The 21,164-nt window shown below is 34.7% G+C and carries 17 protein-coding genes and 1 tRNA gene; all 18 read left to right on the plus strand.

The window, feature by feature from the left end; genetic code table 11:
- Positions 1 to 33: 33 nt before the first annotated feature.
- Positions 34 to 2,535: an AsmA-like C-terminal region-containing protein gene (locus R2I74_RS04945; protein ID WP_316354245.1), complete on the plus strand. Its 2,502-nt coding sequence runs from the start codon at positions 34 to 36 to the stop codon at positions 2,533 to 2,535.
- 404 nt (positions 2,536 to 2,939) lie between these two features.
- Positions 2,940 to 3,014: transfer RNA gene (locus tag R2I74_RS04950), tRNA-Cys, on the plus strand.
- Positions 3,015 to 3,031: 17 nt separating this feature from the next.
- On the plus strand, positions 3,032 to 3,967 hold the full coding sequence (locus R2I74_RS04955) for a site-specific tyrosine recombinase XerD (protein WP_316354247.1): 936 nt from the start codon (positions 3,032 to 3,034) through the stop codon (positions 3,965 to 3,967).
- A gap of 64 nt (positions 3,968 to 4,031) precedes the next feature.
- Positions 4,032 to 5,732: an ABC transporter ATP-binding protein gene (locus R2I74_RS04960; protein WP_316354248.1), complete on the plus strand. Its 1,701-nt coding sequence runs from the start codon at positions 4,032 to 4,034 to the stop codon at positions 5,730 to 5,732.
- Between the two features lie 397 nt (positions 5,733 to 6,129).
- A complete protein-coding gene (locus R2I74_RS04965) occupies positions 6,130 to 7,344 on the plus strand; it encodes an MFS transporter (protein ID WP_316354250.1) in 1,215 nt (404 codons plus the stop codon).
- Between the two features lie 142 nt (positions 7,345 to 7,486).
- Positions 7,487 to 8,797, plus strand: a complete 1,311-nt coding sequence (locus tag R2I74_RS04970) for a class I SAM-dependent methyltransferase (protein ID WP_316354252.1) — start codon at positions 7,487 to 7,489, stop codon at positions 8,795 to 8,797.
- 201 nt (positions 8,798 to 8,998) lie between these two features.
- Positions 8,999 to 9,481 (plus strand): class I SAM-dependent methyltransferase, encoded by a 483-nt coding sequence (locus R2I74_RS04975; protein WP_394355825.1) that lies wholly within the window; start codon positions 8,999 to 9,001, stop codon positions 9,479 to 9,481.
- A gap of 24 nt (positions 9,482 to 9,505) precedes the next feature.
- Complete coding sequence (locus R2I74_RS04980; protein ID WP_316353273.1) at positions 9,506 to 10,510, plus strand: IS701 family transposase; 1,005 nt, start codon at positions 9,506 to 9,508, stop codon at positions 10,508 to 10,510.
- A gap of 12 nt (positions 10,511 to 10,522) precedes the next feature.
- On the plus strand, positions 10,523 to 11,416 hold the full coding sequence (locus R2I74_RS04985) for a hypothetical protein (protein WP_316354254.1): 894 nt from the start codon (positions 10,523 to 10,525) through the stop codon (positions 11,414 to 11,416).
- Positions 11,417 to 11,631: 215 nt separating this feature from the next.
- The gene (locus R2I74_RS04990) at positions 11,632 to 12,996 is read left to right on the plus strand and encodes a class I SAM-dependent methyltransferase (RefSeq protein WP_316354255.1); all 1,365 of its coding nucleotides are present in this window, start codon (positions 11,632 to 11,634) and stop codon (positions 12,994 to 12,996) included.
- On the plus strand, positions 12,993 to 13,334 hold the full coding sequence (locus R2I74_RS04995; RefSeq protein WP_316354256.1) for a hypothetical protein: 342 nt from the start codon (positions 12,993 to 12,995) through the stop codon (positions 13,332 to 13,334). The genes R2I74_RS04990 and R2I74_RS04995 overlap by 4 nt, the downstream gene beginning before the upstream one ends.
- A gap of 52 nt (positions 13,335 to 13,386) precedes the next feature.
- Positions 13,387 to 13,740 (plus strand): IS630 transposase-related protein, encoded by a 354-nt coding sequence (locus R2I74_RS05000; RefSeq protein WP_316353116.1) that lies wholly within the window; start codon positions 13,387 to 13,389, stop codon positions 13,738 to 13,740.
- 1 nt (position 13,741) lies between these two features.
- A complete protein-coding gene (locus R2I74_RS05005) occupies positions 13,742 to 14,212 on the plus strand; it encodes an IS630 family transposase (RefSeq protein ID WP_316355238.1) in 471 nt (156 codons plus the stop codon).
- A gap of 21 nt (positions 14,213 to 14,233) precedes the next feature.
- Positions 14,234 to 15,403, plus strand: a complete 1,170-nt coding sequence (locus tag R2I74_RS05010; RefSeq protein WP_316355308.1) for a carboxypeptidase M32 — start codon at positions 14,234 to 14,236, stop codon at positions 15,401 to 15,403.
- A gap of 249 nt (positions 15,404 to 15,652) precedes the next feature.
- On the plus strand, positions 15,653 to 16,540 hold the full coding sequence (gene truB / locus R2I74_RS05015) for a tRNA pseudouridine(55) synthase TruB (protein ID WP_316355311.1): 888 nt from the start codon (positions 15,653 to 15,655) through the stop codon (positions 16,538 to 16,540).
- 18 nt (positions 16,541 to 16,558) lie between these two features.
- Positions 16,559 to 16,828, plus strand: a complete 270-nt coding sequence (gene rpsO / locus R2I74_RS05020; RefSeq protein ID WP_316354257.1) for a 30S ribosomal protein S15 — start codon at positions 16,559 to 16,561, stop codon at positions 16,826 to 16,828.
- A 465-nt stretch (positions 16,829 to 17,293) separates the two neighbouring features.
- Positions 17,294 to 19,543 carry a polyribonucleotide nucleotidyltransferase gene (gene pnp / locus R2I74_RS05025; RefSeq protein WP_394355826.1) on the plus strand — a complete coding sequence of 750 codons (2,250 nt, stop codon included), beginning with the start codon at positions 17,294 to 17,296 and terminating at the stop codon, positions 19,541 to 19,543.
- A 421-nt stretch (positions 19,544 to 19,964) separates the two neighbouring features.
- A complete protein-coding gene (locus tag R2I74_RS05030; RefSeq protein ID WP_316354258.1) occupies positions 19,965 to 21,044 on the plus strand; it encodes an LptF/LptG family permease in 1,080 nt (359 codons plus the stop codon).
- The last annotated feature ends 120 nt before the right edge of the window (positions 21,045 to 21,164 follow it).

A 21,164-nucleotide genomic window follows, 5' to 3' on the forward strand; every position in this document is an offset into this window, starting at 1 on the left:
TTGACCAGAAGAACTTAACTTAAAATTCCTAGAATGAATCTGTTTTATAGAATCTTGCTTACGCTGACAATGTTATTATGCATAACAGCATCAATAATATTCGGTGCATATTATGGCTATTTTGATCGCTATATTCAAATAGCTCTTGAATCTTATCTAAGTAATCAGCATCGCCAGATCACCATTGCAGAACTAAAAACAACAGCAGGTGTCATTAATATTAATAAATTATCTGGAACATTCTATGGCAATACTGTGCTAGAAGTTTTTGATGTTCAAATAACTACAAAGTTATTTAACACCAAGAACATAACCTTAAATCTCAATATTAATTTCAATAAGTTGCTCTTAAGCGCCAACGATAAGCAGCAAATTGTTCAAAGCAATGTCTACATCAACTACGATTTTAAATTACTACAATTAGTTGCTGATGCACAGATTATATTTGATCAGCTAGATCTTTCCACTCTCTTAAATACCCATCAAGATTTATCAACCGCTAGCTCTGTTGTATGTCAATATAGTTATAATGTGCAAAACAAATTAAGTGCTACAGATTGCAATTTGCAATTAGGTCACCAATCTTATTTATCAATTAATAGTATTATCGGCTCTAACAATATTGTAGTTAATGGAACTGTCGAAAATATACCATTAATACTATATAAAATCATTGGAAGAATTCTTCCTGACAATGAAGTCATATCATTCATCGACGAATATAATAAAGCTGGCGATCTTACTAATGGTAAATTTAATTTAAACCTTGATGATCAGTTTTTTACTAAACATATTATAACTCCAGATAATTTATCCGGCAAATTTAACGTACAAAATGTTGAATTTAAGTATGACAATGTATTTCCTGCGCTTAAAGACGTAGATCTTGAAATTTTACTTTCCGGCTATGACTTGCAGATACTACTTAAACAGGCTTATTCAAGCAAGAGCTTAATCAATGGTCATATTAATCTCGATTGGCAGCATCCAGATTCTGCTAAAGTGTTAGTAAATGCTGTTAGCAAAGGTCCGGCTGTAGATCTAATAGATTTCGTTTCCAGTGAAGCCATAAATGAATTAAAAACCTCCGCTATTGATTTAAGAAAATTAAGTGGTGTTGCGAATTCAGTGATTGAGATGATAATTCCACTTAATCCACTAATTAAGAATTCTTACAATATTGCCACTGAGATCTCAGGCGCTAATTTAGAAATTTTTGACAATAATCTTAAAATCAGCAATAGCCATATTAAAGGAAAATTTGATGGAAGTACGGTAATTTTAAATGGTAAAGGTAAAATCAATAATTTTGATAGTAGCTTTAATTATCAGCATAATCTGATTAATCAACAGGAATTCTCAAATCTATTACAAGTAAAGACTGTCATCAGCGGCTCAAATCATAAGATAGGATTCGTTAATCTCTTATCAGGCAATGCCATCATCAATCTTGAATATAAGAGCAACCATGATCATGCTAATGTTAGCCTTACTTCTGATCTCAAGAATCTAGAATTTTATTTGGATAAAATATCAATACATAAACTTGTCGGAGAAAAAGCTAATTTAAAACTAACGACTAATCTACTTAAACCTAAGCGTATTATTGAATTCAAGGTAATTGGTGACAACAACTTGAATCTTACTGGATCAATTAATATCAGTGGCAAAAAATATCAATTACTATTACCAATAATTACCCACCATGATACTAATATCAAAGGAGAAGTTAATATTGAACCAGGTGATTTTACAGCAAAAATCCAAGGTAGCCGACTTGATTTATCTCAAGCAAATATGCTCCAGTTTCTAGAAAAGAATAAAGAAAACACCAATACTAATCTTAAAGTAGAAATAGATCGAATCAAGCTTAAACACAATGTATGGCTTGATGATGTAATTTTGAAAGTTAAGTGTGATCAAGTAAGATGTTTTAAAGGCCATCTAGATTCAAAAATTGGTAGCAAATTCTTGAAAATGTTGCTTAAAACTTTTGATAACAAGGAGGAATGGGTTATTACTTCCAACAATGCCGGTGCAGCCTTTAAAAGTATGGGAATATTTAATGATATGAAAGCTGGCACTATGTTATTAATCTTAACTACTAGCCGACAACAGGTGAAAGTTGGTGAAATTATACCTATTCTGGATGGTAGTTTTACTTTCAGAAGATTTGTAGTAACTAATGTGCCATTTTTAACCAAGGTAGTTTCATTTGTGTCCTTGCCTGGATTTATTAACTCTATCACTAATAACAAAGATATTGTTTTTGCCGATATGACTGGTAATTTTAATTATCAAAATAATATTATTAATATCAGTGATGCTGTAGCTGATGGACCATATTTTGATTTTACGATGGCCGGTAATATTGATATAAATAATCATAAAATCAAGCTCAGAGGTCAAGTAATACCATCCTTATTTGGTATTAGTACTATTATAAAACATATACCAATACTTGGCTCTCTTCCGGTTAAAGGACATCATAGAGGTATTTTTTCTGCGCCTTATGCTATTGAGCACAAATACTAACATATTATATACTCGGTGAAAATCAAGAATTGGCTTCATCATTCCTGAAGATCTGCGCTCCTCACGTACTAAAGTAGTACGCTGCGGTGCTCGACTTCGGAATTCCGAGCGGAACTTGATTTTGACCGAGTATATTCATGTTTTATGGAGTTATCATTTTTTATCCTAACAAATCCTTGCGTTTTAGTATAATATTAGGTAATAAATAGTGTATATACAAAAGGGAATAGAGAGCGTTCAATAAACTGTGTCAATTAAGTTAAAATATGTCATTGCGAGGTCACGTTAGTGACCGTGGCAATCCAGTTTATAAAGAGTTGCAAGTCTTTCTGGATTGCTTCGGCTTACGCCTCGCAATGACGGTCTAACACAATTTATTGAACACTCTCAAGGAATATACCTATGGCTAGGTAGCAAAGTGGTAATGCCGTGGACTGCAAATCCTCAATGCGCCGGTTCGATTCCGGCCCTGGCCTCCAATCTTCTTACAATCATTATGGAATTTACTGAGCAGTTTTTAGAAATGATGATGGCTGAGCGAGGGATTGCTAAAAATTCTGTGCTTGGGTACAAACGTGATTTATTAGATTTTAGTATTTTTCTAATTGATAAAAAATTATCGGCATTAAATGTCAATATAGAGCATATTAATGGCTTTATTAGATTTTTAGCGGCAAAAAATCTTCAAGCCCGGTCGATCAATCGTAAATTATCCACTATAAAAACTTATTATGCCTTCTTGGTTAGTGAGAACTATACTACTCACAATCCGGTGCTGATAGTAGACTTACCAAAATATTCCTCTAAGCTACCTTTGATATTGCAGGTAGCTGAAATCAAAGAGTTGTTAAATTGCTGTGACCTAGATAAAACTCCTGAAGGATTACGGTTAAAGGCAATGATTCATCTACTATATGCCAGTGGATTACGTGTATCAGAACTAGTAAGTTTAAAGCTTTCAAACCTATTAAGAAGTACCAATAAATCTGAAATCAAAAAAATATTTACTATTGAAGGCAAGGGCAATAAAGAAAGACATGTAGTAATTAATGATCAAGCAATCTCCAGCATTATGGAATATTTACTAGTACGTAACTTGTTTGTTGGTTCACATAAACCCAAGAACATACTATATTTATTTCCTTCAATAGCTGAGTCTGGATATATGACTAGACAAAATTTTGCTATTTTATTGAAACAACTCGCTATTAAGGCAGGCCTTGATCCAAATAATATATCACCACATGTACTGCGTCATAGTTTTGCTAGTCATTTGCTGGAAGGTGGCGCTGATCTTAGGGTGATCCAAGAATTACTTGGTCACGCCGATATTAGTACCACGCAAATTTATACACATTTGCAAACTAATTATCTCAAAAAAATCTTAAATGAATGTCATCCATTAAATAAAGCTATTGATGATTATGAATAGATCTCTTTCGACTTATCTTAAATCGATCTTTTTTCGCTATAAAATATATTTTTGCTCATTATTTATGATTGCGATCATTGGTTCTATGTTCAATGTTGTAGTCGATTATCAAATAAAAGAAATTATTGATACTATTGCCTTGAATCAAAATGCCAATGTTGAAGCGTTGTTGTTGCTATTTGTTTTTTATAAATTTATGCATCATGGTCTATTTTTCATTAGGCGGTTGCTAGATATGAAATTTAAGCCCATACTTCTTTCTGAGACTGTAACTGATATGTACACCAATACTTTTGGGCATTCATTGCATTGGTTTGATTCTCATCTATCTGGTGAAATCTCAAATAAAATTTCGGATTTTCAAAGTAATATACTTACTTTAATCACTCACTGCTTTAATGCATTACACAGTATGGGTGTTATTATTATGGGCATATTATTTTTGTTTAAGGTCAGTGCGTTACCAGCTATAACAATTCTCGTCTTTGTGATGATTTATACACCGGTAATAACGCTACTATTAAAAAAGCAAATGTGCTTACAAGAACAATATGTCTCTGCTAGACAGGAAACCTTGGGAATCATCAATGATTCAATCACTAACATCTTTGGTATAAAAATTATTGGCAACATCAAGAGTGAGTTTAAACTCAAACTGACTCCTGCATTGCTAAATTGGAGTGATTGGGAGAAAAAGACTCGTAAGTTTGATGCTTACTTTGTTGATAATGCTGATACTATTATGGTGCTCATCCAAAGTGCAACGCAAATTTATTTACTCAGCTATCTCTATAAAACTGACCAGATTACTGCCGGTGTCTTTGCTTTTGCGGCAATGATCATGCTTAAAGTACATCACACACTTGATGAATTTTTAGAAAATTTATTATTCAACATTAATCCAGGAATTGCTTCAATCAAAGCATCCTTCGACTTTATTAATACTAAATATGATACTCCAGATTCCCCAAACGCCAAACTCCTAACTAATGTATGTGGTGATATTAAATTTAACAATGTTAGTTTTGCTTATAGTGGCAGTAAAACTGACGTATTACATAATTTTAATTTACATGTAGAAGCTGGTCAAAGAATTGGCATTGTTGGAACTTCTGGTGCTGGCAAAACTACTTTAATCAAATGTTTGTTGAGATATTTTGATGTAAGTAGTGGTGAGATTATGATTGATGAGCAAAATATAATCTCTGTAACTCAGGAATCTTTACGAGCAAATATATCGGTTATCCCACAAGATATTACCATGTTTCACCGCTCTATTTTAGAAAATCTACAACTTGCAAAATATGATGCCAGCTTTGATGAAATTGTCAGTGCCTGTAAAAAAGCCAGAGTGCACCAAGATATTATGCATATGGCGCATGACTATCATTCAATCGTCGGTGAACGCGGCGTCAAGGTCAGTGGCGGCCAGCGGCAACGTATTGCGATAGCTAGAGCAATTCTCAAAAATGCTCCAATTCTGATTTTAGATGAAGCTACTTCTGCACTCGATACGCCTACAGAAAAATTAATTCAGGAATCACTAAATGAAATGCTTGAAACCAGCAATGCTACTACCATTGTCATCGCTCACCGTTTATCAACTCTATTGCATATGGATCGAATCTTGGTCTTTGAACAAGGTAAGATTATTGAGATGGGTACTCATCAGGAATTGCTGGCAAGTGCCGGTCTCTACAAGACCCTCTGGGATGCCCAAGTTGGTGGCTTCTTGCCTGAGAAAAAAGAAGAAAAACTGCAATAGCATTTATATTTTTAGGTTTATATATTTTTTTAGATGTTTAGTCTCAATATCTGATGACCTGGTTTTAAACAAATTTGGCTTTGTGAAGAAATGGTAATAGTAAAAAAAGATATTGTAATATATCAATTTTTTATATATATTAGTATAGAAGCTGACTTATGTAGCTAGATGACCAACGCTACTATAGTTAGTATGATCTCAAACAATAATGATACTTACTCCTAATGCAAAGTTTTTTGTATTTAACATTTCTTAATCCTTCTATTATTATTGGCGGCTAGCCGCCATCATCTTTTTTTCTATTTATTTACCCCCATCTATATATTACAACTCTTAAGAAATTTAAGGATAATTTTATGTTTTACAATAAACAACAAGGTGTCTTGCCTTTTGTAATGTGGTTATTTCCACTAAGTTTTTTACCTATCAATTTATATTGCGCCTATGGCCAGGGTTAATGATGCAGCAGATTATGCAGCAATTTATGATTGATGCTACAGAATTTGGTCTGCTCGCTTCTTGTTATTATTACGGCTATGCTGCTATGCAAATTCCAGTAGCGATGGCTTTGGATCGTTATTCACCAAGATATGTAGTGTTTTTAAGCGCATTAGTCTGCGGTATTGCTGCTGCTACACTGAGTTATACAGAAAACTGGTATATTGCTCTTATTAGTCGTTGTTGTATCGGAGCTGGTTCTGCTGTTGGATTTTTAGGAACTTCAAAAGTAGTATCACAATGGTTTGGCTCAGAACAATATGCACGAATGATTGGCTTTAGTTTTACTATTGGTTTAATGGGGGCAATATATGGTGGTAAGCCGGTGAGCATAATGGTTACGTCTCTAGGTTGGTATAAAGTAAGTATTATCTTGTCTTCAGTAGCGGTGATCATTGGTATATTAACATATTTATTTTTACGAGCACCAACTATAGCTACCAATTTAACGGAGCCAACGACACTATTACAAATTCGTGATTTCAAAAAACTAATTAATTCTCCGGTAATGTGGATTTTAGCTATTGCCAATTTATTAATGGTAGGGTCATTAGAGGGTTTTGCCGATGTTTGGGGAGTGCCATATTTGATGACCACATATCATATCGCTAAAGGTGAGGCAGCAGAATTAATATCGTTTATCTTTTTAGGAATGCTTGTTGGTGGCCCAGTACTGGCGTTATGCGCTAAAAAATTAGGCAATTATTTAGTAATTAGTTTATGTGGTATGATTATGGCTGTCATATTTGCTCAATTATTATGGTTAAGTAATAGTGAGATTAGTCTCTTATTATTAAGATGCTTGTTTGTCATTATAGGAATAATGTGTTGTTACCAGGTATTAATTTTTGCTATCGGTTGTGAATTGGTTGAAGCAAAGCTCTTGGGTGTAACTGTAGCGTTCTTAAATTGTATTAATATGCTAGGCGGAGTATTTTTTCATACCTCAATCGGCTTTATCATGGATTTATTTTGGACTGGTAAGATGCAAGATGATCTTCGTATTTATAGTATAGAATCATACTCTTATGCATTGAGCGTTATTCCACTTTGTGCATTAATAGGAGCGAGCATGGTTTTGTTGGTTAGGATGATAATAGCCAAAAGAAAATAGGAGGCTCTTCCGTATTTCTTCGTGATAAATTGATAGCAGCATTTAAAGATTATGCCATTGTCAAAAGCGATTAGCCAATTAGATATTGCTTTATTTTGTGTGTTTCATAGAATTCCAAGTTTGTTATTCATGAGTGTCGTCAATGAAAGATTTATTAGCCGTACAAGAGCAATATCAGGACTATCCTTATCCGCTTAGAGATCCAGAGGAAGAAACGCAGCGCCTTTTACAGGTGGTTGGTGGGCAGTTGCCAGAATTAAATCATTGGTTATATCGAGGAAAAGAAAATTTTAAATCAGGATTCCGTGTTTTGGTAGCCGGTGGTGGCACTGGTGATGCCTCAACCTTTCTTGGTGAACAGTTAAAAAACACTAATGCTGAAATCGTCTATTTGGATTTTAGTTTTGCCAGCATGGAAATAGCGCAAAAGCGAGCAGAAGTGCGTGGCTTGAAAAATATCACCTGGATTCATGACAGTATACTAAATATTCCAAAACTTAATTTAGGTAAATTTGATTTTATTAATTGTTCCGGAGTGCTTCATCATCTCGCATCTCCTGATGAAGGATTGCAGATATTAAGTGATTCCTTGTCGATCTGTGGTGGTATGAATTTGATGATTTACGCTAAATATGGACGTGCTGGTGTTTATCAAATACAACATCTGATGAAAGTAATTAACTCTGATGTTAATAGTATGGCAGAAGAAATAGAAAACTGTAAAGCTATAGTTGAGATTTTACCAGCTACTAATTGGTATACAAAGTCACAAGATTTTATAGCTGATCATATATTATTTGGTGATATTGGGTTATACGATTTGTTTCTGCATAAGCAGGATCGAGCTTACTCGATCCCAGAAATGTATGAGTTTGTTAGTAAGGCTGATTTGCATTTTGTGCATTTTACATCACCAAAACAGCGATTGGAATTAGAAATAGAAAAATATATAAAAGATACTGATTTGCTGCGTCAGATCAAGCAACTAGATATTCGCGTTCAACAAGCAATTAGTGAATTAATTGTAGGAACGGTGGTAAAACATGATTTCTATGTATCTAAAGTCAAGGATACTGTTGCGGATTTAGCGTGTTTGACTAACGTACCATATTTTTATCCCGAAACCGATTTAGCAACGCAGATTTATAATTTTATTGATAACGGTCAAGTATCTATAGGTCAAGAGCTCAAGTTTAAATTAAATTGTCGATATGTACAAGATGTAGACATTAATATTCATGTGTCTAAATACACAAAATATATATTTAAAAATATGATAGAAGGTTCGAAAAGCTTGCAAGAAATTTTTGATGCTATAAGAAAAGAGTTTAAATGGAATATATTAGATGCGGTATTAATTAATGAATGTAAAATTATATTTACTCAGTTTTTTAAGATCGGAATTTTATTTCTTCGTGATAAATCGATAGCAGCATATAAAGAGTGTATTTAGATGGTAGATGTAAACAAAACGTTGATTGAATTTTTGCCTATTTTCTTATCTTTCTACGCTAAATTTTATTCTAATAGAGCCACTAGTATCATCAAATTTGCCTTGAAATATAAAAAAATATCCTAAAAATCATCTTAACGTTTTGTTTACATTTACCATCTTAGTGATTCAGTATAGTTTTTGATTTTATAGGTAATCTAAATGAAAGATTTATTGGCGGTACAAGAACAATATCAGGAATATCCATATCCGCTAAGGTATCCTGAAGATGAAAATAAGAGGTTGATTTCAACAATAGGTGATTGTTTAGCGGTATTAAACCATTATTTGTATCGAGGAAGAGAAGATTTTAAATCAGGATTTCGTGTTTTGGTAGCTGGTGGTGGTACTGGTGATTCTTTAATCTTTCTTGGCGAACAGTTAAAAGACGCTGGTGCTGAAATTACCTATCTGGATTTTAGCTTTGCCAGTATGGAAATAGCGCAAAAGCGCGCAGCAGTGCGTGGCCTGAAAAATATCACCTGGATTCATGACAGTATACTAAATATTCCAAAACTTAATTTAGGTAAATTTGATTTTATTAATTGTTCCGGAGTGCTTCATCATCTAGCATCTCCTGATGAAGGCAGGACTTCCGCAAGACTAATGAAATTAGATAAGAATCGAGATATTATGGGAGTATAATGTAATTTAGATTGTGAGTATAAGATGACTACAAGAATAGATTATTGTCAGTATTTATTATCGAGCCAGACAAATTATACTATTACAAATTTTGCTGATCATGTAGAAGGTTTAAGCGACGACAGGGTCAGAAGATATCTAGCGAATGCTAAATTATCACCAAGATTAATATGGGAACACGGTAAAGAAGAGATTATCTTCAGCGCTAACGGCAAGTTGCTATTTGACGATAGCGTATTAGATAAAAGTTACTCGAATAATATAGATGAAGTCAGGTATCAATATAGCGGCAATGCCAAGGAAGTAATAAAAGGCATAGGTATTGTGACCTGTGTTTATGTTAATCCTGAAGAGAATAAGTTTTGGATAATAGATTATAGGATATTCAATCCCGATAAAGACGGTTTAACTAAAATAGATCACGTTAAAGAAATGCTGCGTAATGCTCATTATAGCAAAAAGGTTGCATTTAACACAGTACTTATGGATAGTTGGTATGCGACAACCTCGATTCTACTTCAAATAGAAACTATCGGTAAATATTACTATTGTCCTATCAAAAGTAATCGTTTAGTAGACGATAGCAACGGTAATAAGGCTTACTGTAGAGTTGATTCTTTGGATTGGAGTACTGATGATATTAGCAACGGTAAGATTATCAAGATTCATAAATTTCCTAAAGATCATAAAGTGAAATTATTCAGAGTAACTGTTTCTACCAACAGAACTGACTATGTCGTCACAAACGACATGGCTCAAAATTCGCTTGATGCTGTACAACAAGAGTATGGCTTCAGGTGGAAGATTGAGGAATTTCATCGTGAAGTCAAGCAAGTCACCGGTATTGAAAAGTGCCAATGTAGAATAGGAAGAATACAGAGAAATCATATAGCTTGCGCTATCATGGTCTGGAATTGTTTGAAAAAAGCTGCAAATGCTGCTTCTAGCACCGTATATCAGCTAAAGAGCGGGTTATTAAGGAACTATTTAATCCAGGAATTAAAGAGCCCTGTCGTGCGATTTGCGTAAGTCCTGGAAGGATTGAAGATATTAAGTGATTCCTTGTCAATGTGTGGGGGCATGCATTTGATGGTTTATGCTAAATATGGACGTGAAGGGGTATATCAGATGCAGAATTTAATGCGTTTGATAAATTCGAATGTTCATAGCAAAGTGCAAGAAATAATAAATTGCAGATCTCTTCTTAGTTCTTTGCCTAATACTAACTGGTTTAAAAAAGGCGAAGGATTATATCATGATCATGCAGAAGATGGGGGATTGTATGATCTACTTTTGCATAAGCAGGATCATGCTTATTCAATTCCTGAAATGTATGAGTTGGTTAGTAATGCTGGTCTACATTTTGTAGAATTTAGCATGTTAGAAAGTTTATTGTTATTGGAATCAAAAAATTATATTCGGAACCCTGAACTATTGATTAAGATCAAAAATAAGGATGTTATTAATCAACAAGCAATTTATGAACTAATTACAGGCAAGATAACCAAGCATGAATTTTTTGTGTCTATAAAACAGGAAACAATGGCCTCTGTCGTTGATTTGGATAATATTCCTTATTTTTACTATAATACTTCTTATATTCCGAAGCATGCTTATGATTATATAGAAAATAATAAGCTGATAGCTGGTATGGACGTAAATTTTGGTTTTAATATTGCTCAAAGATGTAATGTTAACATATTGCTTTGTATATCAGATTATACAAAGTATATATTCAAAAATATGATTGATGGCGCGAAAAGTTTGCAGGAAATTTTTGATACCATTAGGCAAGAGTTAAATCGTGATCTTTCAGATGAATTATTAATCAATGAAGCTAAAACAGCCCTGGCTCCATTTTTTGAAGCCGGGATATTATTTCTTCGTCACAAATCAATCAATCCATACACAGATTATGCACTGGCAAAATTATGAATTCATCAAACTTAATTTCTAATTACCAACAGTTAACTCAATGGCAGGTAAGTCACTAGCTTAGTGACTTTTGCTATTCTGGAATTCAGGATGGCAAATATTGAAAACTTTGGTTTCAGTAGATAAAGACTTGACTTGCCATTTTATTTGCTGCTATGTAACATAATCGTTATTTCATAAATTGCATACATAAATAATTTTAATAAACAAATGGTATGTCTTCAAAATCAAAATCTAAAGCTCTGACAAATAAAAATGATTTAACTGCGGTGCAGGCGCAGTATCAGCAACTGCCATATCCAATGCGCGATCCTGAAGAGGAAAATACCAGACTGCTTTCTATAGTAGGTGAGAGTCTGGCAGAATTAAATCATTGGTTATATCGAGGAAAGGAAAATTTTAAATCAGGATTCCGTGTTTTGGTAGCTGGTGGTGGCACTGGTGATTCTTCAACCTTTCTTGGTGAACAGTTAAAAAACACTAATGCTGAAATCGTCTATTTGGATTTTAGTTTTGTCAGCATGGAAATAGCGCAAAAGCGTGCAGAAATACGTGGCTTAAAAAATATCACCTGGATTCAGGACAGCATTCTAAATATTCCAAAACTTAATTTAGGTAAATTTGATTTTATTAATTGTTCTGGAGTGCTGCATCATCTAGGATCTCCTGATGAAGGATTGCAGATATTAAGTGATTCCTTGTCGATGCGTGGCGGTATGCATTTGATGGTCTATGCCAAATATGGTCGTACTGGGCTTTATCATATTCAGGATATGATGAAAATAGTAAATGAAGGGGTAACTAATATTGATGTAGAAATCAAGAATGCTAAATCCATACTCTCCGCATTACCGACTACTAACTGGTTTGCAAGAGCGCAAGAATTAATAAGTGATCATGTGAACTTTGGTGACATTGGCTTATATGACATGTTTCTACATAAACAGGATCGTGCTTATACAATCCCTGAATTATATCAATTTGTTGAACATGCTAGTTTACATTTGGTGGAATTTGCTGTGCCTGAAAGTAGATTATTGCTAAAACCACAAAGTTATATTAAAGATCTTGAATTATTGACTAAAATTAAGGGTATGGATATTATTAAGCAGCGTACTATTTGTGAGCTTATTTCCGGTAAGATTATCAAACATGATTTTTTTGTATCGAAGCAGAAAGATAGCATTGCTTCGGTTGTGGATTTAGACAATATCCCTTATTTTTACTATAACACTGGGCACATACCGCAGCAAATGTATGATCATTTTGAAAATAATAACATAGTAGCTGGTTCAAATATCAACTTTAATTTGAACTTCCCAGCAGTGCGTGTTAATGCTGACATCAACATTAATACTTCACAATGTACAAAATATATATTTAAACATCTGGTTGGTGGTACGAAAACTTTACGAGAAATTTTTGATGCAATCAAACAGGAATTACAGGTGGATATAGAGGATAAGCTATTGGTTAATGAGCTCCAAATTACACTAGCACCATTTTTTGAAGTTGGAATATTATTTCTTCGTCACCAATCAATTAATCCATACACAGATTACACAGTGGCAAAATTATGAGTTCATCAAACTTGATTTCTAATTACCAGCAGTTAACCGCCAAATTTGAGCAAATTGGGCGTTTGAACAATTTGCTTGGCATTATTCATTGGGATTATTCAGTTAATTTACCAAAAAAATCTGCGGTCAGTAGACAACAGGAGATCACCACTCTTTCTGCTGTAGTCCATAAGCTATTAACTTGTGAAACTACAGCTAATTTAATTGCGGCAGCGGAGCAAGAGACTACGGCTCTTGATATGTGGCAACAGGCAAATTTTAGAGAGATGAAGCGCCGTTTCTTACATGCCAGTTGTGTCAGTGCGGAATTACAAGCGCGCCATTGTCATACGGTATAGCTAAACCTCTATAAAACGGTTATAATCAAAGGGTATAATTAAAATAATTGTTATGACATATTCGATAGATTTTAGAAAGAAAGTACTGGCTATCAAAGAAAAAGAGAAGATGAGTTTTGAATCAATATCAAAACGTTTTGGAGTAGGAAAAAACACGGTATTTGTATGGACTAAAAAAATATCTCCTCTAAAGAATAGGAATAGAGCTTCGAAAAAAATACCGATTGATAAATTGAGAGAAGACGTGGTGCAATATAGTGACGCGTATCAATATGAAAGAGCTGAGCGGTTAGGAGTGAGTAAATCTGGAATACAAAAAGCATTAAAGAAGTTGAACATTACGTATAAAAAAAGCTTTAAAACATCCGAAGGCAAAAGAAGAAGAGAGGTTAGAATTTCAGAATAAGATAAAAAAGTACGAGGCAGAGGAAAAAGTTATTGTCTTTACCGATGAGAGCGGGTTTGTCCATAGCGCGCCTAGAACTCACGGATATTCGGCAAAAGGCAAGAGGTGTTATGGTGTTCATGATTGGCATCCGTCAAAAAGAACTAATGTTATAGGGGCATTAGTAGGTAAATCGCTGCTAACCGTGTCAATTTTTGACGGCAATGTTAATACAGTTATTTTTAACAGCTGGGTAGAACAAGATTTAATACCGAAATTACCTAATAATTCCGTGGTTGTGACAGACAATGCAAGTTTCCATAAAAGTCCGTATTTAAAAACTATGATAGAAAAAGCTGGTCATATATTGGAGTACTTACCGCCTTATTCTCCTGATTTGAATCCTATTGAACCAAAATGGGCTCAAGCTAAATCTAGAAGAAGGAAATATCGCTGTGACGTAGACACTCTGTTTGAAAAGTACATGTTATAACCGTTTTATAGGGGTTTAGCTATAACTAATTGTGAATTTGTTTGGCGGGAAGCGCGGCAAAACAATGATTTTAATTTATTAAGGCCGTATTTGCAGCAGGTAGTAGATTTAACTAAAGAAATAGCGGGAATCAAAGCGGAATATTTTAATATGTCAAAATTTGATGTACTGATTGATAGCTATGATCCGGATAGTAGTAGTGCAGGGATAAAATCGGTATACACTGTATTAAAACAACAATTGCCTCAGTTATTAGAAAAAATTTTAGCGAAACAACAACAAGAAAAATCATTGCCGATTACTGAGTCTATGAGTGTGCTTGAACAAAAAATGCTGGGCAAGAAAATCATGGAAGCTATGGGTTTTGATTTTGAGCGTGGCCGGCTTGATGAATCTACTCACCCTTTTTGTGGTGGTACTGCTGATGATGTCAGATTAACTACTAGATATGAGGAAAATAATTTTTTATCTGGGTTGTTAGGAGTAATTCATGAAACTGGTCATGGATTATATGAGTTGAATTTACCATTTGAGTATCGTAATCAACCAATTGGTGAAGCAAAGGGGATGGCGTTTCATGAGAGCCAATCACTGATTATGGAAATGCAGGTGGCAAAATCCAAAGAATTTACCGAGTTTTTAGCAAAAACCTTGCGTGATGAATTGGGATTACGTGGTGCAGAATATTCAGGAGCAAATATTTATCAGCTGCTCACCTTGGTGAAGCCGGATTTTATTAGAGTAGATGCTGATGAAGTTACCTATCCACTGCATGTAATCATGAGATTTGAATTGGAAGAAGCTTTTATTGAAGGTGATTTAACAGTGAATGATTTACCAATGTTATGGAATCAGAAAATGCAGGAATATCTTGGTATTATTCCAAATTCATATCAAGAAGGGTGCTTGCAGGACATACATTGGCCATGGGGAGCTTTTGGCTATTTTCCATCATATACTAATGGAGCTATTATCGCTGCGCAACTAATGGCAAAAGCAAAAGAAGTATATCCTGATATTCCTAGTGCTTTACAAAAGGGTGATTTTAGCTCTTTGAATTTATTTTTAACGCAAAATTTAAGACAATATGGTTCTTTGAAAACTTCAAAGGCTCTTTTACAAGATGCTACCGGATACGATACTATTCAACCTGGGATATTTATGCAGTATTTAACTAATAAATATTTGTAACTCAATGGTAGGTATGCTCCTAATTTGACTAAGCAATTCCACACGCAACGTCATCCCGAACACGAACGTTACCACGAACACATGACGTCATCCCGAACTTGTTTCGGGATCTCATCAGAACTTCATAAGATCCCGAAACAAGTTCGGGATGACGTTAATGTAGAGATGGTTGTATTAAAATTTATTAAACATTATCCTACTTTGTAGAGGGCGACAACGCCAATCAGTATCAGTTTAATGAGTATATCTATGCATGGTTGGTTAAATATTTATAAGCCCTTAGGTGTAAGTTCTGCAAAAGTAGTCGCTATAATCAAGAGAGCTTTACGTGGTAGTAAAGTAGGTCATTGTGGTACTTTGGATGTGGAGGCTGAAGGGGTGTTGCCGCTAGCAATAGGTGAAGCCACAAAGTTGGTGCGGGTATTAGTTGATGCTAAAAAAACCTATGTTTTTACGATCAAATTTGGTGCTAAAACTGATACAGCAGATGCTAGTGGGCAAGTCATTGCAACTACCGCTAACTTCCCAAATAAAGATCAATGTGTTGATGTATGTAATAAGTTTATTGGTTCTATCACGCAAGTACCACCAAAATTCTCAGCATTAAAAATTGGTGGAGTTAGGGCATATACATTGGCAAGACAAAATAGTCAGTTTGAGATATTGCCGAGGACAATTCAAATTTATATTTTAAAGTGCCTAGCAGTTGATGAACAAAAAAATAGTGCTAGCTATCTAGCGCAATGTTCTAAAGGCACGTATATCAGGACATTAGCAGAGGATATAGCTTTATCCTTGCAAAGTTTGGGTTTTGTGATAGAATTGCGCAGGACTCAGGTGGGGCAGTTTTTTATTTACAACTCATCACACGTGGAAGAATTTATTGAATTATCTCCACTAGTTCTTCAAGATTTTCTTGAAACAAAAATGCTAAAGACTGAAGCAGTGCTGGACGACATCCCGGTATTGGAAGCTACTTTAGAGCAAGTAAAGCAAATCAAATTTGGCATCAAATGTATATTTGAGTATGGTCACGATCTTGGGCTGTGTTGGGTTCGGCATCAAAATATATTGATAGCGATTGGTAGTTTAAACAATAATTGCTTTAAGTCTTCAAGGGTATTTAACTTAAATTAATTAAAAGGAGAAAGTACGATGTCGATTACAGCAGAGATTAAACAATCTTTAATAAAAAAATATGCCACTAGTGAGAATGATACTGGTTCTGTTGAAGTGCAGTGTGCTATTCTTACAGAAAGAATCAATAATTTAACCTTGCATTTTAAGACTAATCATAAGGATTTTGCCTCAAAGCGTGGTTTGTTGATGTTAGTTGGTCGCAGGCGTAGGCTATTAAATTATATTAAGAAGCAGAGCTTGAGTAAGTATTTATCACTTATAGGTGAGCTAGGAATCAGAAAATAGGTATACTCGGTGAAAATCTGCGGATTGCGTTGTCGTCATTTAGAGATCTGTGGTGCTCACGTACTCAAGTGTACGCTGCGCTCCTCGACTCTATGACTCCTAGCACTCCTTGATTTTGACCGAGTATACCCTACTCAACTTCAATTGTCATTTTGCGGCACGAAGCACGATCTAGGGGAGTGTTCAATAAACTGCGTCAATTAAAAAGGCTCGTCATTGCGAGACGCAGTCGAAGCAATCCAGTCGCTATATGATTTTTCTGGATTGCTTCAGGCAGAGCCCTCGCAATGACAAGCTTTATTTAATTGACACAGTTTATTGAACACTCTCGAATCTAGTCAAGTTTGCTGGTCAGCATATTTAGCTATGCTGACCTTGGGTGGTTAATGGTGATTTAATGCCTGTTATTGAGTGTTCTCATTTTCATATATCACTAAAAAATAATATTTTAAGGAATAATAAATAATGTTTAACGAAATTGTTAAAAAAATTGAATGGGACGGTAAAACTCTGGAACTTAGAACCGGTAAAATCGCTCGTCAGGCGGATGGGGCTGTGTTAGTTACTATGGGTGATTCAGTGGTGCTATGCACTACTGTTAGTAATAAAGAAATAAAAGAAGGGGTGAGTTTTTTCCCCTTAACCGTGCATTATAGAGAAATGGCTTTTGCTGCTGGTAAAATTCCTGGCGGTTTCTTGAAGCGTGAAGGTAGAGGCTCTGAGCGTGAGGTTTTGGTATCACGTTTAATTGATCGACCAATCAGACCGCTATTTCATCCAGCGTTTTTTAATGAAACCCAAGTAATTTGTACTGTACTTTCATACGACCCTGAGTGTAATACCGATATTCTGGCAATTATTGGCAGTTCTGCTGCTTTAGCCTTATCTGGTGTGCCATATTTAGATGTTATTGCAGCTAGCAGAGTAGGTTTGGTCAATGAAAAATTTGTTTTGAATCCATCATCAGAAATATTAAAAAATAGTAAACTTGATTTAGTGGTGGCCGGTACTAGCAGTGCGGTAATGATGGTAGAATCTGAAGCAGATTTATTATCAGAAGCGGTGATGCTTGAGGCGATAAAGTTTGGTCATGAGGCTTTTCAACCAGTAATTCAAATGATTAATGAGTTAGTAATTGATGCTGGTAAACCAAAATGGGAGATTTGTGAATTATTTCCAGTTACACTAAAAGAACAAATCAGAAAAATGAAAGAAACAGCGATTCGCGATGCTTTTGCTATTAGTAGCAAACATCAAAGAATGCGTCAGTTGCAGTTGATTGTAGGGCAGGTGATAGAGGAAATACAGAATAACCCAGAAACTCAATTTTCAGAGTTGCAGATTAAGTCTGCTTTTGAAGAAGTAGAGGCTGAGGTTTTACGTAATGATCTTTTGGAAAAAAAGATTCGGATTGATGGTAGAACACCAACAGATATCAGGCAGATAGATTGTCAGGTGGCATTTTTGCCTAAAACTCATGGTTCTGCATTATTTACTAGAGGGGAAACGCAAGGCTTGGTTGTAGTTACTCTTGGCACTAATCAAGATGAACAAATAATAGATGGCTTAGAAGGTGAATATAAAGAAAGTCTGATGCTTAATTATATTTTTCCCCCTTATTCAGTTGGTGAATCTACGCCACTAAGAGCGCCGGGGCGTCGAGAAGTTGGTCATGGTAAGCTGGCGTGGCGTGCTCTGAATAAAGTAGTGCCAACAAAAGAACAATTTCCATATTCTATTAGGATAGTATCCGAAATTACCGAATCTAATGGCTCTTCTTCGATGGCCACAGTATGTGGGGCATCGATGGCACTTATGGATGCTGGAGTACCCATTAAAGAACCGGTGTCAGGTATAGCAATGGGATTGGTCAAGGAAAATGGACGCTTTATAGTATTATCTGATATTTTAGGAGATGAAGATCATCTTGGTGATATGGATTTTAAAGTGGCTGGTGGTCATGAAGGGATTACTGCCTTACAAATGGATATCAAAGTAAATGGTATTACTTTTGAAATTATGGAGCAAGCGCTGGCGCAAGCAAAAATTGGCCGTATTCATATTTTAGAGCAGATGTGTAAGACTATTGCTAGCTCAAGCCTTGATGTTAGTCAGTACGCACCAGTAATCAAAACATTCAAAATTGATAAGGATAAAATACGTGAAGTCATCGGCTCTGGTGGTAAAGTAATTCGTGAAATTTGTGATAGTACGGGGGTCAAAATTGACATTGCTGATGATGGTACTATTTCAGTATCAGCAGTTGGTAAGGCTAAAATTGATGCAGCAATTATCAGGATTGCAGCGATTGCCTTTGATCCACAGGTTGGAGATGTTTTTGATGGTACGGTAGTTAAAATTTTAGAAGCTGGAGCTTTTGTAAATTATTTAGGAAACAGAGATGGCTTTGTTCATATTAGTGAAATTTCTCATAGCAAAATCAAATCTGTTGAACAGGTATTAAGCCATGGTGAGGTTGTCAAAGTTAAAATTGTTGGTTTTGATAATAAAGGCAAGGCAAAATTGACTATAAAAAATGCCAGTGACCAAATAATAGCAGCGCCAACTGAAGAAGCGATAGTAGCACCAGTGCCAGCAGCTGTTGATGATAATATTAGAGAGGATAATAAGGATAATAAACAGCCATCAAATAAAAAATGGCAACAAACTCCAGAAGAGCAGAATACAACAAGGGAGCGTAAGTATTTCACTTAAGTAATATTTTGTTTTTTTAAGAGGTTTAGTTATATGGTGCTGAATTCTGTATACATTTCATGAGCATTCACAGTTTTTAAATGCTCTCACTGTCATTCTTGTGTTATTCATTAGTGTCTGGGATCCCGATTCGTACTGTCATCCCGAACACATAACGCCATCCGAACACATAACGTCATCCCGAACGCAAAGGGTTCATCCCGAACTTGTTTCGGGATCTCATCAGGACTTCATAAGATCCCGAAACAAGTTCGGGATGACGTTATGTGTTCGGATGGCGTTATGTGTTCGGAATATTGCGTGTTCGGGAGTATGTATATAGGTTCAACAATTCTGGAATTGAGTTGTTGAACCTATGCAGGAATGACATCAGTGGTATATAAAAATATACATAGTACCTAGTTTTAAATAAATTCTTATAATGTTATTAATTTACAAACGTTATCTTGTTAGGAGTATTTTACCACCGTTAATTATAATTACTTTTGTAATTACTGGAGTAGTATGGATAACTCAAATATTAAAATTATTATATTTGATTGATAAAGGTATAGCACTAAAACATTTTTTATATTTAATTATCCTAATAATTCCGTCTTTGTTATTTATTATCTTGCCATTTGTAACGGTGCTTGCAGTTATTTATACTTATCATCGTTTTAATGAAGAAAGACAGCTCATAACTTTAAGAAATGCTGGTCTTAGCAATGCAAAACTTGCGACTCCTGCATTATTAATTGCTATTATTGTAACGTTGTTTTCGTATTATATTGCAGCGCAGCTAATGCCATCGGCTTTTATAAAATTGAAATCGGATTTGAGCTTCATAAAAAATAATTATGCTTCTAATATTATTAGTGAGAAAACCTTCAACCAAATTTCAAAACTAGTAACTATTTATGTCGATAAAAAATTACTTGATGGTAGTCTACAAGGTATTATTTTATTTGATAATCGTGAGAGGGGACTAAAACCAGCGATATTATTTGCAAATTCCGGCTATTTTCAGATATTGGATAATAATCCTTTGCTTCAATTAGAGAAAGGTAGTAGACAGGCTTATGATAAACAAGGCAATTTAACTAGATTGGCATTTGATAGCTTAATCCTTGAATTAAAATATAATAGTTTAATTTCAGTAGAAAAAGATGCCTATAATCGTGATATTAATGAGTATTATATTGATGAATTATTATCACCAGACGCTAGATTGCCTGAATCAAGAAGAATAAAATTGCGAGTGGAAGGACATCAGAGATTGATTTGGCCGTTATATAATTTAATATTTACTTTTGTTGGGTTAGCAGTTTTTTTGAAATACCCTTATAACAAAAAATCTCAGTTCAAACAATTATTGACCACTGCATTAATAATAGTAATTATTGCTTTCTACCATTTTACCATACAAAATATTGCATCACGAGATTTTAATTTTATTTATATTTCATATATTAATTGTCTAATAAGTATATTAGGTGGTATTTTTCTGTATACTAGGTAAAAATCAATGTCAGAAGTAGAATCGTCATGGCGAGGAATGCTTGTGTGTAGAGTTTGATTTTGACCAACCCAACGCCCTCCAATTTTTCATGTCACAAGAATTTACATAGAAGTAAGGTGA

Origin of the sequence: Candidatus Trichorickettsia mobilis, assembly GCF_963422225.1 — a bacterium.
Lineage (GTDB): Bacteria > Pseudomonadota > Alphaproteobacteria > Rickettsiales > Rickettsiaceae > Trichorickettsia > Trichorickettsia mobilis_B.